Source organism: Novipirellula rosea, assembly GCF_039541335.1.
Classification (GTDB): Bacteria; Planctomycetota; Planctomycetia; order Pirellulales; family Pirellulaceae; genus Novipirellula; species Novipirellula rosea.
This window is the reverse complement of the sequence record NZ_BAABGA010000107.1, coordinates 63,175-81,994: the sequence shown is the minus strand read 5'-3', so window position 1 is coordinate 81,994 and position 18,820 is coordinate 63,175. Positions and strand designations below refer to the sequence as shown.

Annotated in this window: 11 protein-coding genes; 9 read left to right on the top strand and 2 right to left on the bottom strand. The window is 55.1% G+C overall.

Annotation, left to right across the window (positions count from 1 at the left end):
• Nucleotides 1-138 precede the first annotated feature (138 nt).
• A complete protein-coding gene (locus ABD971_RS30550; protein ID WP_345327465.1) occupies nt 139-384 on the top strand; it encodes a hypothetical protein in 246 nt (81 codons plus the stop codon).
• A 45-nt stretch (nt 385-429) separates the two neighbouring features.
• Here the strand turns inward: ABD971_RS30550 and ABD971_RS30545 are convergent, their stop codons facing one another.
• Both ABD971_RS30545 and ABD971_RS30540 read right to left on the bottom strand, forming a co-directional pair.
• On the bottom strand, nt 430-1,890 hold the full coding sequence (locus ABD971_RS30545) for a sulfatase family protein (protein WP_345327464.1): 1,461 nt from the start codon (nt 1,888-1,890) through the stop codon (nt 430-432).
• Between the two features lie 169 nt (nt 1,891-2,059).
• Nucleotides 2,060-3,529, bottom strand: a complete 1,470-nt coding sequence (locus tag ABD971_RS30540) for a hypothetical protein (RefSeq protein WP_345327463.1) — start codon at nt 3,527-3,529, stop codon at nt 2,060-2,062.
• 535 nt (nt 3,530-4,064) lie between these two features.
• Between ABD971_RS30540 and ABD971_RS30535 the strand changes: the two genes are divergently transcribed.
• From ABD971_RS30535 to ABD971_RS30500, 8 genes are all read left to right on the top strand, one after another.
• Nucleotides 4,065-5,402: a Gfo/Idh/MocA family protein gene (locus ABD971_RS30535; RefSeq protein ID WP_345327462.1), complete on the top strand. Its 1,338-nt coding sequence runs from the start codon at nt 4,065-4,067 to the stop codon at nt 5,400-5,402.
• A 59-nt stretch (nt 5,403-5,461) separates the two neighbouring features.
• Nucleotides 5,462-5,593: a hypothetical protein gene (locus ABD971_RS30530; protein ID WP_345327460.1), complete on the top strand. Its 132-nt coding sequence runs from the start codon at nt 5,462-5,464 to the stop codon at nt 5,591-5,593.
• Between the two features lie 263 nt (nt 5,594-5,856).
• A complete protein-coding gene (locus tag ABD971_RS30525) occupies nt 5,857-7,233 on the top strand; it encodes a DUF1501 domain-containing protein (protein WP_345327458.1) in 1,377 nt (458 codons plus the stop codon).
• Between the two features lie 94 nt (nt 7,234-7,327).
• A complete protein-coding gene (locus tag ABD971_RS30520; RefSeq protein ID WP_345327457.1) occupies nt 7,328-9,814 on the top strand; it encodes a DUF1549 domain-containing protein in 2,487 nt (828 codons plus the stop codon).
• Between the two features lie 57 nt (nt 9,815-9,871).
• The gene (locus ABD971_RS30515; RefSeq protein ID WP_345327456.1) at nt 9,872-12,607 is read left to right on the top strand and encodes a c-type cytochrome domain-containing protein; all 2,736 of its coding nucleotides are present in this window, start codon (nt 9,872-9,874) and stop codon (nt 12,605-12,607) included.
• A gap of 72 nt (nt 12,608-12,679) precedes the next feature.
• Nucleotides 12,680-13,993, top strand: coding sequence for a sulfatase family protein (locus ABD971_RS30510; RefSeq protein ID WP_345327455.1), 1,314 nt, complete (start codon nt 12,680-12,682; stop codon nt 13,991-13,993).
• Nucleotides 13,994-14,307: 314 nt separating this feature from the next.
• Nucleotides 14,308-15,867, top strand: coding sequence for an outer membrane protein assembly factor BamB family protein (locus tag ABD971_RS30505; RefSeq protein ID WP_345327454.1), 1,560 nt, complete (start codon nt 14,308-14,310; stop codon nt 15,865-15,867).
• 538 nt (nt 15,868-16,405) lie between these two features.
• Complete coding sequence (locus tag ABD971_RS30500) at nt 16,406-18,808, top strand: PSD1 and planctomycete cytochrome C domain-containing protein (RefSeq protein ID WP_345327453.1); 2,403 nt, start codon at nt 16,406-16,408, stop codon at nt 18,806-18,808.
• Nucleotides 18,809-18,820 lie beyond the last annotated feature (12 nt).

The following is an 18,820-nucleotide window of genomic DNA, read 5'->3' as shown; positions in this document are numbered from 1 at the left end:
TTAACGGGGGGTCACCCAATGATTCCTGCCTACCAAGTCAGGTCGATGCAGCGATTGTTTTACCGCGCAAGTTCCGATCAACCATGGTAAAACCGACGTCATCAAACTGGCCCCACTTGTGCTGCGAGGAACTTTTTTATGTTTTCGTTTGGAATGCCCGGTGTTGCAGAAATCGTCATCATTATGCTGATCTTTGGCGTGCTGGTGCTGCCGCTCGTGCTTGTCATTGGGATCGTGTTCTACATCAAAAAGATTAACGAAAATGCGCTACCGACGTATTCACAACCGTCGCTGAATTGTCCGAGTTGCGATCTCGCCATCCAAGCTCCAGGTGCGTTTTGTCCTCACTGCGGAGCGGCACTGGAGCCAACCGATCATCCATGAAGGACTTGAGCCGAAAGTGAATCATTGCAACAAAATTCGGTTCACTTATTTCTGTTTCGCAGGTTTGGCTCTTGGCGTTTTTCGCTTGTTTCGCGATTGATTTGTCAGCTTGTCTTCCTTCGCCATAAAAGCATCGCGGATCGAAACGTCGGCATGAGATTGCAACACCACCGCAACCGGATCATCCATCTGCTGGAGCGCCGAAGTCAATTGGTTTCGCAATGACTGCACGGTTTCTTGCATTGCGGGACTGTCGATCAAATTGACCAAGCAATCAGGATCATTTTGCACGTCGTAAAGCTCTTCGAGCACTCGATGGTCAAACAAGTCCAGGCGGGCAGAGATGACAGATTCCTTTTCAGCTCGTTTGGCCATTTGGCGATAGGTCGCCGTGCCCGTGGTCGCAGTGGCAAATTTTCGCTTGCCGTCGCTCCAAGGATTGAACAAGTACAGGTGCTCGCGAGTCTGGATTCCTCGCATCGGGTGACGGTTGCCGCCCGCGTTTTCGTTGTACTGCAAAATGACAAAGTCGCGATCCTTTTGTGTCTCGCCACGCAGCAGCGGCGCAAACGAACGGCCATGCAAAATGTCAGGCGTGGGATGTTCGTGCTGCATCACCTCCAAAAGCGTCGGCAGGAAATCGATCGCCGAAACCATGTGATTCGCATCGATCGAATTGGCAGAAGTGACATTGGGCCAGCGAACCATCAGCGGCGTGTGCGTGCTGTGGTGATAGAGCTGCGTTTTTGCAAACGGCAGCGGCATGCCGTGGTCCGACAAGAACATCACTACCGTTGTCTCGGCTTTGCCTGAGTCGTCTAGCGCCGACATGATCTCGCGAAAACAATCATCGGCACGACGGACGGACGCGTAATAGCTGGCGAGTTCTTCTCGCACCGCCGGATCCTCAAACAGAAATCCAGGGATCGGAACCTCGTCCGCAGAGAACGTTCGCGAGGGTTGATGTGAATCACGTGGACCCGAGTAAAAAGGTTTGTGCGGATCCGAAATGTTGACCATCAAGCAAAACGGTTTATTCGCTTGTTCTGCCATGCGGATTCCATCGGCAGTCGATTGGCCGTAGCTTGCCACATCTTTGATGTGATATTTTTGACCGTTGGAGTCGGTGTCCAGCACCGCGTCCCAGGCGTAAGGGGTGTACGGAGTCGAGTGATTAACTTTGCCCCGAATGCCGGCAAAGTAACCGGCTGCCTTGGCCAAATCGCACAATACTGGATAACTCGGCGACTTGTTTTGCCGGAATCCTTCGACGCCATTGACGTGTGAATACAGACCCGACCACATGATGTTTCGGCCGGGCATGCAATTGCCTACCAACACATGAGCATGTTCGAACCGCAGCGCCGTTTTGGCGAACGCATCAATGCTGGGCGACGTGTCAGGAAGTTTGCAGCCGAACACGCCGAGCGAATCGGCGCTCATATCATCCACCGTCACGATCAGAATGTTTGGCCACGCGGCATCTGCAGCAACAAGTGCAGACATGGACAAGCACCAGGCTACTGTGACGAACACACTCAGTCGGAGAAGAGCAAGCATAACCGTCGTCCTAGAGAAATGTAGATGAGATTGCAGTGCTGAAATAAAGAACCATTGGACACTTGTCGCCAATCGCCAGCAAAAAAAATGTTCCCAGGCTAAACCAGTCTCATGTTCACTCGTTTGACGCCGCGTTGGGGTCGATCATTGTTGGAGCGGGCAGTCGACACACCGCCCGTTTGACCGCGATCAGTTTGGGTTCGCGATCACGTGTTTCCAGCACCAACACATCTTCGACGGCGCCGTAAAAGTGCGCTGGTTTGAAGCGGCTGTTGTCGGGAAAACAAACGATCTGCTTTTTCTGTAGTGGCGTCTCTTCGTCGATCAAATCGCCCGTCAAACTGATATCAAACGAACTGTACGAGGTCGCATATTTCGCCGCGATCGTCGCCGCCTTTTCCAACGTGGGGTCGAGGTTCGTGATGACGCTGACCGTGTGGTATGGCAAGCGTTCTCGCTCAAAGAACTGGTCGTACAACACACGGGCCATCTCGGGATCGTCTGCAACCTTCTCGCCATACAATTTGCTGACCATCAGATCAAAGACCTCTTTCTTCGCCGTTTTTAGTGTTGCGATCACGCGGTCTCGTTCGGTGACGTCGGGCACCGTCTTCTGCATCGCGGCGTGTTCCGCGAGTCGTTTCTGCTGTTCCAACGCCGCTTTCTCTTTCGCTTCCTTGTACGCGGTGATTTCGTCTTCGGGCAATCGTTGCAACTCGAGCGAACAGGGCACAGTAATCTCGTGGTTGGGTTCCTTCCAAACAATCCGAAGTGAAAACTTGGCCTCGTCGACCGATCCACGCTCACGCGCGAACACAACTTCGCGGTCTCCCGTGACTTGGATTTCAGGACTCAGCCCACTGCCGTCGATCGAATAAGATTCTCGGAACCTCGGTAGCAGAGCGTCCTTGTCGACCCATTGCCGTTTCATTTGGGCGAGTGCAACCTTCTCGGGCGATTCCTCCCGTTGCGGTCGATTACGATTGCTTCGAAATGGATCCTTAATCTCCGGAGACACCGCTATCAACTGAAGATGGTTGTAGATGTGGGCGCTTTGGACCAGCGAGACAGGTTCGGTCACCTCCCACGCTTCGTTTTCGCTTAGTTGCGGAAATGCAATTCGTCCGAGATCAATCGGCAACCCGAGGATCCATGCAGGCCGCGAGACTTTGATCGGCTTTCCCCGGTTGTCGATTTCGCAGGCGGCAATTCGGCCGGCAGGCAACACCGATGAGAGTCGGAAGACGCGTTCACTGTGTGACCCACGGTAGGCGGAATTGCGTTTCCATTGGCATTCGCAGCTGATGGACACCGCCCCGCCATCGCCCTCTTTAAGTTCGTAGACCAATAATCCTTCCAAGTTTGTCTTCGCCGACTGGGCACCATAATCTGCTTTGATATGGATTTTGTAGAACAGCGGCGATTCCGATGCGGTGTATTCAAGCGGCGTCTCCTTTTCCTGAGAATCCGACGAGACTTCTGTCGCCGCTTTCCCAGGGCTGTCTTGGGCGAATCCAGACAGCGAGAAGGAAACTGCGGCGATGACGGCGAATGCGATTCGAAGACGAGGTAGTGGATGTTTCATAGCCAATGATCACACCATTTCTGAGAGCAGAGAATTGAGGTCTTACCTCCAAATCGTACCCGAATGAGGACCGCCAATCTACAAACCGAGGGGGGCAGCGGTTATCGACGGTAGAACAAGCGGAATCGGGCCCGATTCCAAGCAGATGAATCTGCCAGTGGGGCGTTCGGTTCTAGTCACCGAAGCACACGTGCAGAAGTGATTTGGGGCTTGCTGCTGCTAAGATGCGATCGTCCGCCCTCGCTCGTCAGCGGAAAGCAAGTTTCACTCCCTTAACCTTTCTCGAAAGGGGACGGCATCGGTAAGTCTATTGACTTGTTGACTGTCGGATCATCGAGATCGGGGGTGTGTGGAGAAGACGTGCTGAATCGAATTGGCACTTTCCGACGAATTTCCCTTCTTTTGTGAACCAACATTGCGATCGAGATTGGCGATACAATAGTGTGGAATTGGAGATCCGCATCAAGTATCTTGCTTGAATGTCCAGCTTCATCATCCCACCATTTCAGCCCACCACCACTTAGGATTTTTTGAAATGAAGAAACCGGCTAACCCCCCTGCGCCTCGAAAATCGTCGCCTACCGCATCCGCAAACCGGCGTCGCTTTCTGCAGACGACCAGTGCTGGCATCCTGGCAGCGGGCGTCTTCAGCGAATTGCCTGCTGCGGAATCAACCTCGGCCAACAGCAAACTGAAACTGTTGTGCGTTGGAACCGCGAACCGCGCTGCTGCGGACATTGATGGCGTTAAAAGTCAAGACATTGTCGGTTTGTGTGATGTCGACAAGAACTATCTGGACCGTGCCGCATCGAGTTTTAAAGATGCCAAACTGTATGCCGATTATCGCGAGATGATCGCAAACGAAGCGGACAAGGCAGACGGGATCGTGATCGGAACGACCGACCATCATCACGCACCAGCGTCACTACGTGCAATCAACGCTGGGCTTCATTGCTATTGCGAAAAACCTTTGACGCACACCATTCACGAAGCTCGTGTGATCGCCGAAGCGGCCAAGGCTAAAGGCGTGGCCACTCAGATGGGAACTCAAATCCATGCGGAACCCAACTACCGCCGCGTCGTAGAAATCGTTCAAGCCGGCGTGCTGGGCGACATCAAAGAAGTCCACGTTTGGGTTGGAAAAGGATGGGGCGGCGGTGAACGTCCCGAAGCCGGACAGACGCCTCCTGAAAATCTAGACTGGGATCTTTGGCTTGGGGGAGCTCCCGAGCGTCCTTACGCAGCCGGTCGTTACCACCCCGCCCAGTGGCGTCGTTGGTGGGATTTTGGGCAAGGCACTCTCGGTGACATGGGATGTCACTACATGGATTTGCCATTCTGGGCACTCAATCTGCGTCACCCAACTTCGTGTGAAGCCGAAGGGCCTGAGGTTCATCCGGAAACCTGCCCACTCGGTTTGAAGGTCAAGTACAAGTTCCCTGCCCGAGGCAATATGCCCGGCGTCGACTTGACTTGGTACGACGGCAACCTGACTCCGAAGGAAGTTGCGGGCGAACGCGTTCCTGGCAGTGGCGTGATGTTCGTGGGCAGTAATGGCCACATGTACGCTAACTACTCGAACTACAAGTTGTTCCCACAAGACAAGTTCTCGGACTTCACTCCGCCACCGAAAACGATTCCTGACTCGATCGGCCACCATGCCGAGTGGATCAAGGCCTGTAAAGACGGTTCGCCAACGCTCTGTAACTTTGACTACTCAGGCGCGCTGACCGAATCGGTTCTGCTGGGCAACGTTGCCTATCGCACTGGCAAGCAACTCGATTGGGACGCCAAAGCACTCAAGGCCACCAATTGCCCCGAAGCGGACCAGTACATCAAGAAAGAGTATCGCAAGGGCTGGGAAGTCGCGTAGTTTCCCTGCGACTCCGACCTCAACCAAATTGTCGAATCAGCCCGTATGGAGCTGATTCCATGAACGTCACCCCCCGGGTGACGTTTTTTTTTGGGACATCGTTTAAAAACGAAGGTGAAGAAGCTGGCGATTTGCACTCTTTGGCACCGCTGGCGTTAAGGGCGTTCGGAACAATAAATGGCGGGCGGTAGTGGGCGAAGCTACGAGGTCCTGCCGCTTCACTGAGCCAAAAAACACTCGTTGCCTCGTCCACCACGGAAGACGCCGCCAGTTATTCTGCCGATGCTCCTAAAAGCACTTTGCAGTCACGCGACCATTGAAGCTACAATAAGGGACGCTACACGTCCGCTCCCCCATCCCTAATGCTACTCATCGTGGACCTAATCAGGGATTTTAGGGCGGTGCGGCAACGAGCATTCCCTACCCCGACATCCCCTCCCCACATCCCGGCCTCATGTTAAACCTAACCTCGCGTGGTATCGCTCATACCTGTGACGGCACTTCGCGCCGCGATTTTCTGCAAGTCGGCACGCTTGGGGCGATCGGATTAGGTTTGCCCCAACTATTGGCTGCCGAAGAAATGGGGGCGGTAGACCCCGGCAAAGACAAACGCAGCTGCATCATGATTTTCAATCTTGGTGCTCCTAGCCAACTTGACACCTTCGACATGAAACCGGAGGCCCCCGCCGAAGTGCGAGGTCCGTTCAAACCGATTTCCACCAGGGGTGACTTTCAACTTTCCGAGATTCTGCCCATGCACGCCGAGGTCGCGGACAAGTTCTCGATCGTACGGTCGTGTTACCACACCTCCGCTGCGGTGCATGACGCAGGTTGGCAGATGATGCAAACCGGGCGTCAATTCAGCGGCGGAGTGAACTATCCGCACGCCGGGGCGGTGGTCCAGTACATGCAAGGCCGCCGTACGGATTTGCCCGCACATGTCGTGCTGCCCGAAACGATGGGGCGGGGCGGCGGCAATTTGCCCAACGGACAAGCCGGTGGATTTCTGGGGAAGTCGTTTGATCCGTTTGCACTGATGGCCGACCCCAGTCAAGCGAATTTCAAAGTCCCCGATTTGTTGCCCCCTTCGACTCTGGGTGATGTGCGAATTGATCGACGCCGCAGAATGCGAGATGCCATCGAAGGACGCATGAAGCAGCTCGAAGCGTCCGAGTCGGCCAAGATGATGGACAAGAACTTTGAGTCGGCTTATCGGCTGATGAGCAGCCCGCAAGCTCGTGAGGCATTCGATTTGACTCAAGAAACGACGGCCGTCCGTGAACGCTATGGAATGAATCGCTTTGGACAATGCTGCTTGCTGTCGCGACGGTTGATCGAAGCCGGAGTTCGTTTCGTGACGATCAACACCTTCTTAACCGTTTTTAACGAAGTCACTTGGGACATTCACGGCAGTAAGCCGTTCACGACGATCGAGGGAATGAAGAACATCGTCGCTCCGATGTACGACCAAGCCTACTCGGCATTGATCGCTGATTTGGCCCAGCGTGGAATGCTCGAGGACACGATGGTATGCGGGTTGGCTGAGTTCGGCCGGACCCCAAAAGTGAATCCCGCGGGCGGACGTGATCATTGGCCCCAGTGTTTTTCATGCACGTTCGCCGGCGGTGGCGTAAAGGGAGGCCGCGCGATCGGGGCGAGCGACCCGATGGGAGCGGTGCCGGCGGATCGTCCAGCGAACCCGGGCGAAATCATCGCAACGATCTTCAAAAGCTTGGGACTCGAACTGCATGCCGAGCTACCGGGGCCCGCCGGACGTCCATTCCCGCTGGTCGATTTTGGCGTTCGCGAAATCAAAGAACTGTTTGCATAAACGCAACGATTTAGCCGCAGATAATCCCCACACTCCGGTTCCAAGCAGGCCCGACGGGCAACCAGCCAAGTTCACGAAAAGACCTATCACAACCATGATCATCCCGAATCGCTTGCACCTCTTGTTGCTCGCTGCCGTGATCTCGCAGAGTGCGGTCGCGGCCAATGACATCGCAGTGCTCCCGAAATCGTTCTCGCTCTCTGGACGCGAAGGACGCCAACAATTGATGGTCGTCCATGTGTCAAATGTTGAAAACGTGCCAGCGGCGATCATCGACGACAATGTTCGATGGACATCTAGCGATCCCGCTGTCGTTACGATTGACGACAGCGTGGCGATCGCGACTGGTAACGGTACGACAACGATCACCGCACGCGTTGGCAATGCGGTATCGACAACCGAAGTCACGGTCAACGGGGTCGATGAACCTCACCAATGGAGTTTTCGCAACGACGTGCAATCGGTCCTATCGCGTCTGGGCTGCAATACCGGTGCTTGCCACGGCGCGTTAGCAGGCAAGGGCGGATTCCGGCTTTCGCTTCGAGGTTATGACAGCCAATCCGACTTCCTCAGCATCACACGAGAAGCCAAGGGAAGACGCGTTGAGTTGTCCGATCCGGGACGCAGTTTGTTGGTCGCCAAACCAAGTGGGGCGTTGCCACACAAAGGGGGGCTAAGGCTCGACACCGAGTCGCGTGATTATCGAGTGCTGTCGACTTGGATTGCTGCGGGGGCTCGCGGGCCCAGCGACGACGATGTACGGCTTGAACGGATCACGGTGACGCCCGCTGCGAGCATGCTTCGGCCTGGTGATCGAACGCGGGTGCTCGTCAATGCACATTACAACGATGGTCGTGTGGTCGACGTGACTCATTGGGCGGTCTTCTCGGCGACCGATGAAGCGATCGTCATGGTCGACGAAGACGGCATCGTCGATGTCGTCGGCAGTGGTGAAGGAGCCGTGTTGGTTTGGTTTGGCAGCAAAGTCGCACTGGCGAGGATGACCGTTCCCTATCCGCATGAAATCGCTAGCGAAGTTTATGTCGCTGCGCCACGTCGCAATTTCATTGACGAACTGACCCTTGCCCAGCTGAAAACGTTGAACCTTCGGCCTTCACCTCGATGTGATGACGAGACGTTTCTTCGTCGCGCTACACTCGACACGATCGGACGTTTGCCGAGTCTAAACGAACGGCAAATCTATCTAGCAGACTCTGCCATCGATCGTCGTGATCGCTTGATCGAACGTTTGCTTTCCAGCGACGACTATGTTGACTATTGGACCTATCGCTGGTGCGACATTTTGCTCGTCAACGGAACGCGGTTGCGTCCGGTCGCGGTGAAGACCTATTACCAGTGGATCCGTAACCAAGTCCAACAAAACAAGCCGTGGGATCAAATCGTACGCGAGATACTGACGGCATCCGGATTGAGCAACGAAAATGGTGCGACTAACTTTTACGCGTTGCATCAAACGCCCGAGGAGATGACGGAAAACGCCTGCCAAGCCTTTTTGGGGTTATCAATCGGATGTGCGAAGTGTCATAACCATCCGCTTGAAAAATGGAGTAACGACCAGTACTACGGCATGGCGAATCTGTTCGCTCGTGTGCGTGCCAAGGGCTGGGGCGGTGACAGTCGCAATGGGGATGGTATCCGCACGTTGTACGTTGCGACGTCCGGGGATCTGATCCAGCCCAATCGCGGCAAACCTCAACCGCCCGCACCGCTGGATGCTCCGCCGCTTGATTTTGACGACCCATCGGATCGCCGTGCCGTGCTCGCCGATTGGTTGACCGATCCGTCGAATCCCTACTTCGCTCGCTCGATCACCAACCGCGTGTGGGCAAACTTTTTCGGTCGCGGGTTGGTCGAACAAGTGGATGATCTGCGATTGAGCAATCCCGCCAGCAACGAACCACTATTAGCCGCGACGGCCCAACACGTGGTGGACGCCGAATTTGATTTAAAGAAGTTGATGCGGGTGATTTTGCAAAGTGAAAGCTATCAACGCAGCAGCGTCCCATTGGCCGAAAATGAACTGGAACAGAAATATCTGAGTCGCTATTACCCCCGTCGCCTGATGGCCGAAGTGATGCTGGACGCGATTGATCAAACTTTGGAAACCTCGTCTAAGTTTGACCAAGTCGCGTTTCCTGGTGCGGACAAGCAAAAGACCGACTTTTATCCCGCGGGGACCAAGGCGATTGAGCTCTATGACTCTGCAGTCGCGTCGTATTTCCTCGACACGTTTGGTCGCAATCCCCGCGAGATCACTTGCGAATGCGAACGCAGTTCCGAACAGAGCATGGTTCAAGTCCTGCATCTATCCAACGGTGAAACGCTGAACCCAAAATTGCAACAAGCGAACAATCGGATTGCAAAGCTGATCGCCGAGGGCAAAACTCCGTCCGAAATGATTGAAACACTGTTCCTCGCTGCACTTTCGCGGCCTCCATCACTCGAGGAAAGCGAACGGTTGCTGAAGGTCGTTGGCGAATACGGCGACGATCTCAGCACGGCAATGCAGGACGTCGCCTGGAGCATGTTGACGAGCACCGAATTCACCTTCAATCATTGATCGCTGCTAGACGCCGCATCCCCACCTGAAAAACTTCTCGCATCTTAAATATTCATTATGCGTTTCCTGTTAATCCCATTGTTGCTAGTCGCCACCAACATCGCGGTCAATGCCGCCGATGCGGTGGACTTTGTGACCGATGTGTCACCCATTCTGAACAAATACTGCGTCGGTTGTCACAACGCGGACGACAACGAAGGCGGTTTGCGACTTGATGATCACGCGTCGCTGTTGGCAGGGGGCGATACCGGTTTGGCGGTCACCGCCGGTGCGGCGGGTAGCAGCCGAATGTTATTGATGACGATGGGCAAAATCGAACCCAAAATGCCGCCCAATGACGAGCCGGGGCCGAGTGTCGATGAAATCGAGACGATTGCAGCTTGGATTGATCAGGGGGCTGTCGGTCCCGATGGCGACATGCCGATCAAAACGTCGCTGCGAACGCCAAGGGTTGAACCCGATAAAGACTCACCACGTCCCGTCACCTCGATCGCGGTTTCTGCGGACGGCAGTGTGCGTGCGATCGCTCGCTTTTCAGCGGTGCAGATCATGCGTGCGGACGGCACGACAATCTCCGAGGTTCAAGGGTTGCCAGGCAAAGTCAATTCGCTCGCGTTTAGTCACGATGCAAAACACATTCTGGTTGCATCGGGGTTAACCGGAGCCTATGGCCGCGCCGCCATCTATCGTGTCGACGATGCGGGCGTGGAATCCGAGATGCTCGGTCATCGCGACGTGTTGTATTCGGCTGTCTTCTCTGCCGATGGAAAGTGGGTGGCAACTGCAGGCTACGACCGCGTGATCAAGTTGTGGGACCGTGATACAGCGAAGGTCGTGCATGAATTGACCGGGCACAACGGCGCGGTATATGACTTGGCGTTCTCGCACGATTCAAAGGTCTTGGCCAGTGCTAGTGCTGATGCCACGATCAAGGTTTGGAATGTCGAAACGGGTAAACGCCTCGATACACTCAGCCAGGGCGAGGGCGAGATGTTGGCAATCGACTTTACCGCCGACGGCAAATTCATCGTGGGCTGCGGTGCGGATAATCGATTGCGTGTTTGGCGACTCAAGAGTGTCAACGCGCCCGCAATCAATCCGCTCGCCGTCACGCGATTTGTCGACGAGTCGCCGTTGGTCGGTTTCGCGTTCGCAGCCGATTCGAATCATTTGGCAGTGCTTAGCCAATCGGGAAACGTAAAACTGCTTGACACCGTGTCATGGAAACAAGTCGCGTCACTCGAGTCGGTGCCAGATACCGGGACCGATATCGCGTTCGATGCAGCATCCGATTCCGTGTTGATCTCGCTGATGAACGGACAAGTGGTCAGCCGGACGTTGCCCCGGTCGTCCGACAAACAAGTCCTTGCGGCGAAACCGGTCACGCCGATCTACATGGACCTTGATGCACTTTCGGTACGCAGTGAATCCGATGGCAATACGCTTCCACGTGGTGCCCAAGTTAGCGGTGTTATCTCTGCGGCGGGCGAAGTTGACGTTTACGCTTGGCATGCCAATGCAGGCGAAGTCTGGGCGATTGACGCGGACAAGATTGGAAACAGTCCGATTGATCCGATTGTCTCGATCTTGGATTCCGACGACCATCCAGTCTTGCGAACGCGGTTACAAGCCGTCCGCGATTCGTATTTCACCTTTCGCGGTAAAGACAGTATGCAGTCGAACGATTTTCGTGTCTTCAATTGGCAGGATATGAATTTGGGCGATTACTTCTATTCCTCCGGCGAAGTCTCGCGGTTATGGAAACATCCTCGTGGTCCCGACTCTGGCTTTGACACGTATCCGGGCGAAGGCCAGCGTTGGACTTATTTTGGAACGAGCGGAACCACGCACGCATTAGGAGAACCGGGCTACGTCGTCCGTCCGCTTGCCGGAGACGAATCTCCAATTGCGAATGGGTTGCCGGTTTTCGATGTGTATTATGAAAACGACGACGACCCAATGCGAATCGCGGGCAACGCCAGTCGATTGTTGTTCACCGCGCCTCGTGATGGGACGTTCAAGGTTCGCATCACCGACACTCGAGGCGAGGGGGGCGAAGCATTTCAATATCGGCTTGGTGTGCGTGCCGCGACGCCGAGTTTCCGCCCCTCGATCACTCAACTGAAAGGCCCCATTTTTAAAGGCACGGGGCGCGAATTTATCGTTCGCGTCGACCGCATCGACGGCTTTGATGGCCCTGTTACGTTTACCCTCGATGGTTTACCAAAATCCGTGGTTTCGAACTCACCCATCGTGATTGAATCCGGGCAACGATCAGCAGTGGGAACCTTGTGGGTTCCCGAAACGATGTCTGACGAAGATTTGGCCCCGTGGCAAGGCGAGATTAACGTCAATGTGGTCGCGACCGCAGAAGTATTGGGGCGACATGTCGAACGCTCGGCGGGACAATTGAGCAAAATCAAGCTTTCCGACGGCCCCAGTGTGATTCCCAGTTTGCATCCTCTGGATCATGATGTGGCGGAAGATGAAACTTGGGTTTTGCAGGTTCGCCGTGGCGAAACCGTTTCAGCTCGCGTGCGACTGAGACGCAAAGCCGGTTTTGATAACGAAGTCTCTTTTGGCAAAGAAGACTCGGGACGAAACGCGACTCAGGGCGTTTACGTTGACAACATCGGGCTGAATGGTTTGCTGATTTTGGCGGGCAGTAACGAACGAGAGTTCTTTCTGACCGCCGATCCCACCTCGGTGCCCGGACGCCGCACGTTCTTCTTGAACGCCAATGCCAATGGCGGCGTGACCACCCACCCGATCATCGTCGAAGTTTTACCGTAAAATACCGGCCACGTCTGGCCTTATCCTCTCCCCCCTCTCCCACTTTCCACTCTCCAATAACTAGGATCGTTCATGCTCTCTCGTTTTGCATCTTTGCTTTTCTTCTCGCTCGTATGCACGCTGTCATTTGCCCAGCAGACTCGGCCTAATGTCGTGATGATTCTGTCGGACGACCAAGCATGGGGCGACTATTCGTTTATGGGGCACGACGCTATTGAGACGCCTCATCTGGATCAACTCGCTCGCGAAAGTTTGACGTTCACTCGTGGCTATGTGCCCAACAGTCTGTGTCGTCCGTCGCTTTCGACGATCATCACGGGGTTGTATCCGCATCAACATGGCGTCGTTGGCAATGACCCACCGTGGGAAGGAATGAAAGAGGGCAAAAAACGTCCTAACCATACGCAACCTGAATACGTTAAGAACCGCGAAGCCTATCTGTCGCATATCGACAACATGAAAACGCTTCCCGATTACTTGGCACCGCTGGGGTATCGATCGCTGCAGACCGGCAAATGGTGGGAAGGCAACTACAAGCGTGGTGGATTCAGCGAAGGGATGACGCAGGGCGATTTCAACAAAGATGGACGACATGGCGACAAGGGATTGCAAATCGGACGCACCGGCATGGAACCAATCGATTCGTTTCTTGACAGCTGCAAAGAAAACGACGACCCGTTCTTTGTTTGGTACGCTCCGTTCTTGCCGCATACACCCCACAACCCACCGCAGCGGATTTTGGACAAGTACACCTCCAAAACCGACTCGTTGCCGATGGCCAAGTATTGGGCGATGTGTGAATGGTTCGACGAAACATGTGGTCAATTGCTGACATCGCTCGACGAGCGAGGACTCGCTGAAAATACCATCGTGATCTACGTGACCGACAACGGATGGATCAACGAACTGAGTGCGAGCCGCTATGCACCTCGCAGCAAACGAAGTCCTAACGAAGGCGGCACGCGAACTCCGATCATGATCAAATGGCCAGGCCACGTCACGTCACAAATGGACAAAGAAACATTGGCGTCGTCGATCGACCTCGTGCCCACCGTGTTAGCGGCAGTCGGCGTTGAAACCGACCGGAATTTGCCGGGCATCAACTTGTTGGACAAGAGCAAACGCGAGTCACGCGATGCACTCTTTGGTGAAATCTTTGAGCACGACATTCAATCGATGGACGATCCGGCCGCAAGTTTGCGTTACCGCTGGATGATCCAAGGTGATTGGAAGCTGATTTTGCCTTCGAGTCGAATGCAGGGCGAAAAGCCAGAGCTGTATAATCTGAAACAAGATCCGCACGAGAACAACGATCTTGCCGCCGAGCATCCCCAAAAGGTCAAATCGATGACCGATGCGATCAACGCATGGTGGGACGCCGAGTAGGTCAGCAAACGCAGTGCCTTTTATTTCTAGGTTTGCAGAGGCTTTTCTGGCACCTGTCCCAAACGAAGTTTGGGAGAGGTCGAGCAAGCCGTTAGCGATGCTCGGGTGAGGGCGACCGAGCAATTCGTTTGCGGCGCGGCCTCGGTATCCATTTGAATGGCGGCGCCGTCCCAACCGGTACCCATCGCATCTGTATCCGCGGTTTTTTATCGCTTGAACTTGAAATCGCGGCGAAACCCTGCAGGTCGGCTGAGGTTTAAAACCCTAGCCACCAGGGTCACGCAGTGCCGTTCTACACCTAATCAAGTTCAGTTATGAAACGAAAACTTCTCGCGTCTCTTGTTCTTCTTGCCTGCAGTTCGACGTTATCGGCTGATGATTGGCTTCGTTTTCGCGGCCCCGACGGCTCGGGCGTCAGCCGGGACACCGAGCCGCTGCCGACCCAGTGGTCCCCCAAAGCCAATGTGGCGTGGAAGGCCGAGCTTCCCGGCGCGGGGGTTTCGAGCCCAATCATCGTTGGCGACCGAGTTTTTGTGACATGCTACTCGGGGTACGGATTGAGCCGCGAGAATCCAGGGGAAATCAAAGACTTGGTGCGGCATCTGGTTTGCTATGACTTAAAAACCGGTGCCCAGCGTTGGAAAAAAGATGTCGCCGCCACACTGCCCGAGGACCCTTACACCGGCGTCGGCGTGCCCGCGCATGGTTATGCCTCGCACACTCCCGTGTCGGATGGCAAAAGTGTGTTTGCCTACTTTGGTAAGAGCGGGGTGCACGCCTACGACCTTGATGGCAACGAGCTGTGGAATGTGAACGTCGGCAAAGAGTCCGATCCGTGGGCTTGGGGTTCGGCGTCGAGTCCGATCGTTTACGAAGAAACTTTGATCGTGACCGCGTCGGCGGAAAGCCAAGCGATTGTGGGGCTGGACAAGTCGACGGGCAAAGAAGTGTGGCGCCAAGAAGCATCGGGGCTCGATGGCATGTGGGGAACCCCCGCGTTGGTGAAGCTAGACGATTCACGAACGGACCTTGTCATGAGCGTGGCAAAAGAGGTTTGGGGCCTCGATCCAAACAACGGGAAATTACGTTGGTACAGTGCCGCGACGGGAGCCGATCAGGCTCAATCCAGTATCATCACCGATGGTCAAGTGGCGTTCGCATTCACCGGCCGCGGAGGCGGCAGCGTGGCAGTGAAAGTCGGCGGATCAGGCGAGACAACCGATGATGCGATTCTATGGAGCGGTAGTGAGTCATCGCGATTTGCGTCACCCATTCAATACAAGTCGCGGTTGTATTTGATTTCCAACGGAGTCGTCACGATCATGGACGCGAAGTCGGGTGACAAGATTGATCAAGTGCGACTCGAAGGGGCGGTTCGTGGCGGGGGCGGGTTTGGCTCGCTCGACTATCCTTCGCCCGTAATCTCAGGCGACACGATGTATTACCTCAACGGTTCGGGGCAAATGTTTGTGTTCGAGCTCGGTGAGGAACCGAAGCAAATTGGTGTCAATCGCGTTACAGCGGATGCGGAATCGTTTGGCGGTACTCCAGCGATTAGCGGCGGACGCATGATTTTGCGCAGTGACAAACATCTGTACTGTGTGATAGACGAAGGGGAGAGCGTTAATCCTGCAGACAATATGGTTGCCAAGTCGGAAGCGGATGACGATGCCGGTGGACGCGGCCGATTTGGTGGCGGACGTCCTGGTGGCGGCGAAGGTGGTCGGCCTGGCGGATTCCGTGGCGGAGGTGGTGATCGACCTGGCGGTTTCGGAGGCGGCGACCGACGTCCCGGCGGTGGTGGTGGTTTCGGTCGCGGCCAACGCGAAGACAATCGCCCCAAACGACCCCAACGCCCCGAAATGGATAGTTAAGTTTGGGACGAAGGTAGTTCGGAACGCAGCGATAGCGGAGTTTCGGCACCAAGGAATTCACCCTCCCGGCGAAGCGGGGAGGGTCGGAAAACAAGCTTTCAGAGCGTTTTCCGGGGAGGGCTTTGTTGCAGCTATATTGCACGTCCTACCTCTAACACCCCGAGGCCCCCCCGAGAGCTTGCTCCGCTCGCTCTGACCTCCCCAAAACAAGTTTCGGGGAGGTGAAGAATCAACATGGCGACTGGAGTGAATTCACCATCACTCTCGCATCCTGCCGGGTCTGCGTCGCTACCGCGACTTGACCGGGCCTACATCAATCTCTTGTCCACGTTTAAACGTGATACCCGCCAACGGCTTGGAAAGCCGTGCGACAATAGGTGGCCGAAGCGAAGCGTTGACGGTGGCAGCCAAAAATCGTCCGTTTGAACTTGGCTGCCTATCATTTCACCTTGCGTTGGCCAATTGCTTTATAATGAGGTGCGATACAGCGTTCATGCTGAACGATTCCCCACCTTAGCTCCCCCGCCGAGAAACTCGTATGATCGACCTCAAAAGTCGATGTGATTTCGCCTGTTTGTTGCTCGCCGTTGTCTGCATGTTGACCTGCCCGTCGACATGGGCCGCTGACGTGACGCCCGAAGCAGTCGATTTCAATCGAGATGTCAGACCGATCCTGGCGGAGAACTGCTACGCTTGCCATGGTTTTGATGAGGCCGCGCGTGAGGCGGACTTGCGACTCGATACGTTTGCGGGTGCGATCGGAGACGATGGTGGCATCTCGGCAATCGTGCCAGGACAACCGGATGAAAGCGAGCTCGTTCCTCGCGTTCTCTCTGACGATGCAGCCGACATCATGCCGCCCGAGGATTCGGGGAAGCAACTCACGTCTGCTCAAAAAGAAACACTACGGCGGTGGGTCGAGCAAGGTGCAAAGTATGATGCCCACTGGGCGTTTGTACCGCCGCAGCGCACGAGTCCCCCTGATGTGACCGGGGCTGATGTGACCGGGGCTGATGTGAACGGGGCGACTCATCCCATCGATCGGTTTATCCAAGCACGGTTGGCACGCGATGGGTTGCTGCCTTCGCCACGTGCCGACAACGCCACCCTGATCCGGCGACTTAGTTTGGATCTGATTGGTTTGCCTCCTATGCCCGAGGAAATCGATGCATTCCAGTCCGCCGCAGCGGCGGATGCAGCGGCAGCGTATCGTGATTTGGTCGAGCGACTGCTGGCCAGTCCGCACTATGGCGAACGATGGGGACTGTGGTGGCTCGACCAAGCCCGTTACGCCGACAGCAACGGTTACTCGATCGATGGACCAAGGTCGATTTGGAAGTATCGTGATTGGGTCGTCGATGCGATGAACGACGATATGCCCTTTGACACTTTCACGATCGAACAATTGGCGGGCGACCTTTTACCCGAGGCAACCGAAAGTCAGAAAGTAGCAACGGGTTTTCACCGCAATACTCAAATCAACCAGGAAGGCGGAATCGACAAAGAGCAATTCCGCATCGACAGCGTGTTCGACCGCGTGGCAACCACGGGCACAGTGTGGTTAGGGCTGACGATTGGCTGTGCGCAGTGCCACGATCATAAGTTCGACCCGATCACCCAAGTCGAATACTATCGCATGTTCGCGTTCCTGAATGATCAGGACGAACCGTCGATGAAGGTCTACGGCAGCGACGCTGCAAACCTCACCGCCCAGTGGGATGCCGCGAAAAAAGACTTGTCCGACTACGTGGCCGATCATGCTGAGGAAATCGACCGCTGGACGGCCAGTGTTTCCGAAGCGTCGAAAAAGGACCTCGCCGCTGAAGTTCGAAAGGCATTGGATACGAAACCGGGCAAGCGAAATCTCGACCAAAATCGGATCTTGTTGGCTGCGGCACGAAAGGCACGGGGTACCGAAACTAGCGACGATCGTTTTGAACAATTGACAGCGAAATACACATCGGCCGACGAAGCGATGAAGCGAGTCCCCACGACGTTGGTGATGCAGGAACGGCGGACTCCACGCACGACTCACGTTTTTGTGAAAGGGGATTTTACGCGGCCTGCCGCCGAGGTGACGCCGGGAACTCCCGCGATCCTGCATCCGCTCGAAAGTGCATCGGAACGACCGAATCGGCTTGATTTGGCACGTTGGATCACGAGTCCTCAAAATCCGCTGACAGCTCGCGTGATCATCAACCGCGTTTGGCAACACTACTTTGGTCGAGGTTTATGTGAGATCGAAAATGACTTTGGACTGCAAGGATCGCTGCCTTCGCATCCTGAGTTGTTGGATTGGTTGGCGGTTGAATTTGTCGAGCAAGGATGGAGTTTGAAAGAAATGCATCGCCAAATCGTCAACTCCCATGCCTATCAACAGACGTCGCGAATAAATCCGGATTTGCAAGCGAAAGACCCTGAGAACTACCTGTTAGGGCGGCAACGACGTTTAAGATTGGATGCCGAGATCATCCGCGATGTATCGCTGAGGGCCAGCGGACTGTTGTCACCAAAGCTCGGCGGTCCGCCCGTGCATCCTCCGATCCCCGACGGCGTGATGAACCAAGGCCAAGTGCGGCGATCGTGGAACACCAGCAGCGGCGGAGATCGTTATCGAAGAGGAATCTACACGTTTCGTTTTCGCGCCACTCCGCCGCCATCGCTAAACGTGTTTGATGCACCCGAAGGTTTGAGCAGCTGTACTCGTCGGCTTCGCAGCAATACACCGCTGCAAGCGTTGACGTTGTTGAATGACCCGGCACATGTTGAGTTTGCAGTGGCGTTAGAAAAAATCATTGTTCGTGACGGACTCGAAACCGCCTTTCGCCTCTGCACCTCGCGGATGCCAACGGAGGACGAAATGGCGATCCTAGACAAACTCGATTCATTCACTGCGGCGCGAGCGCTGTTGAACCTCGACGAATCAATCACCCGTGAATAGAGGCAAGACGAT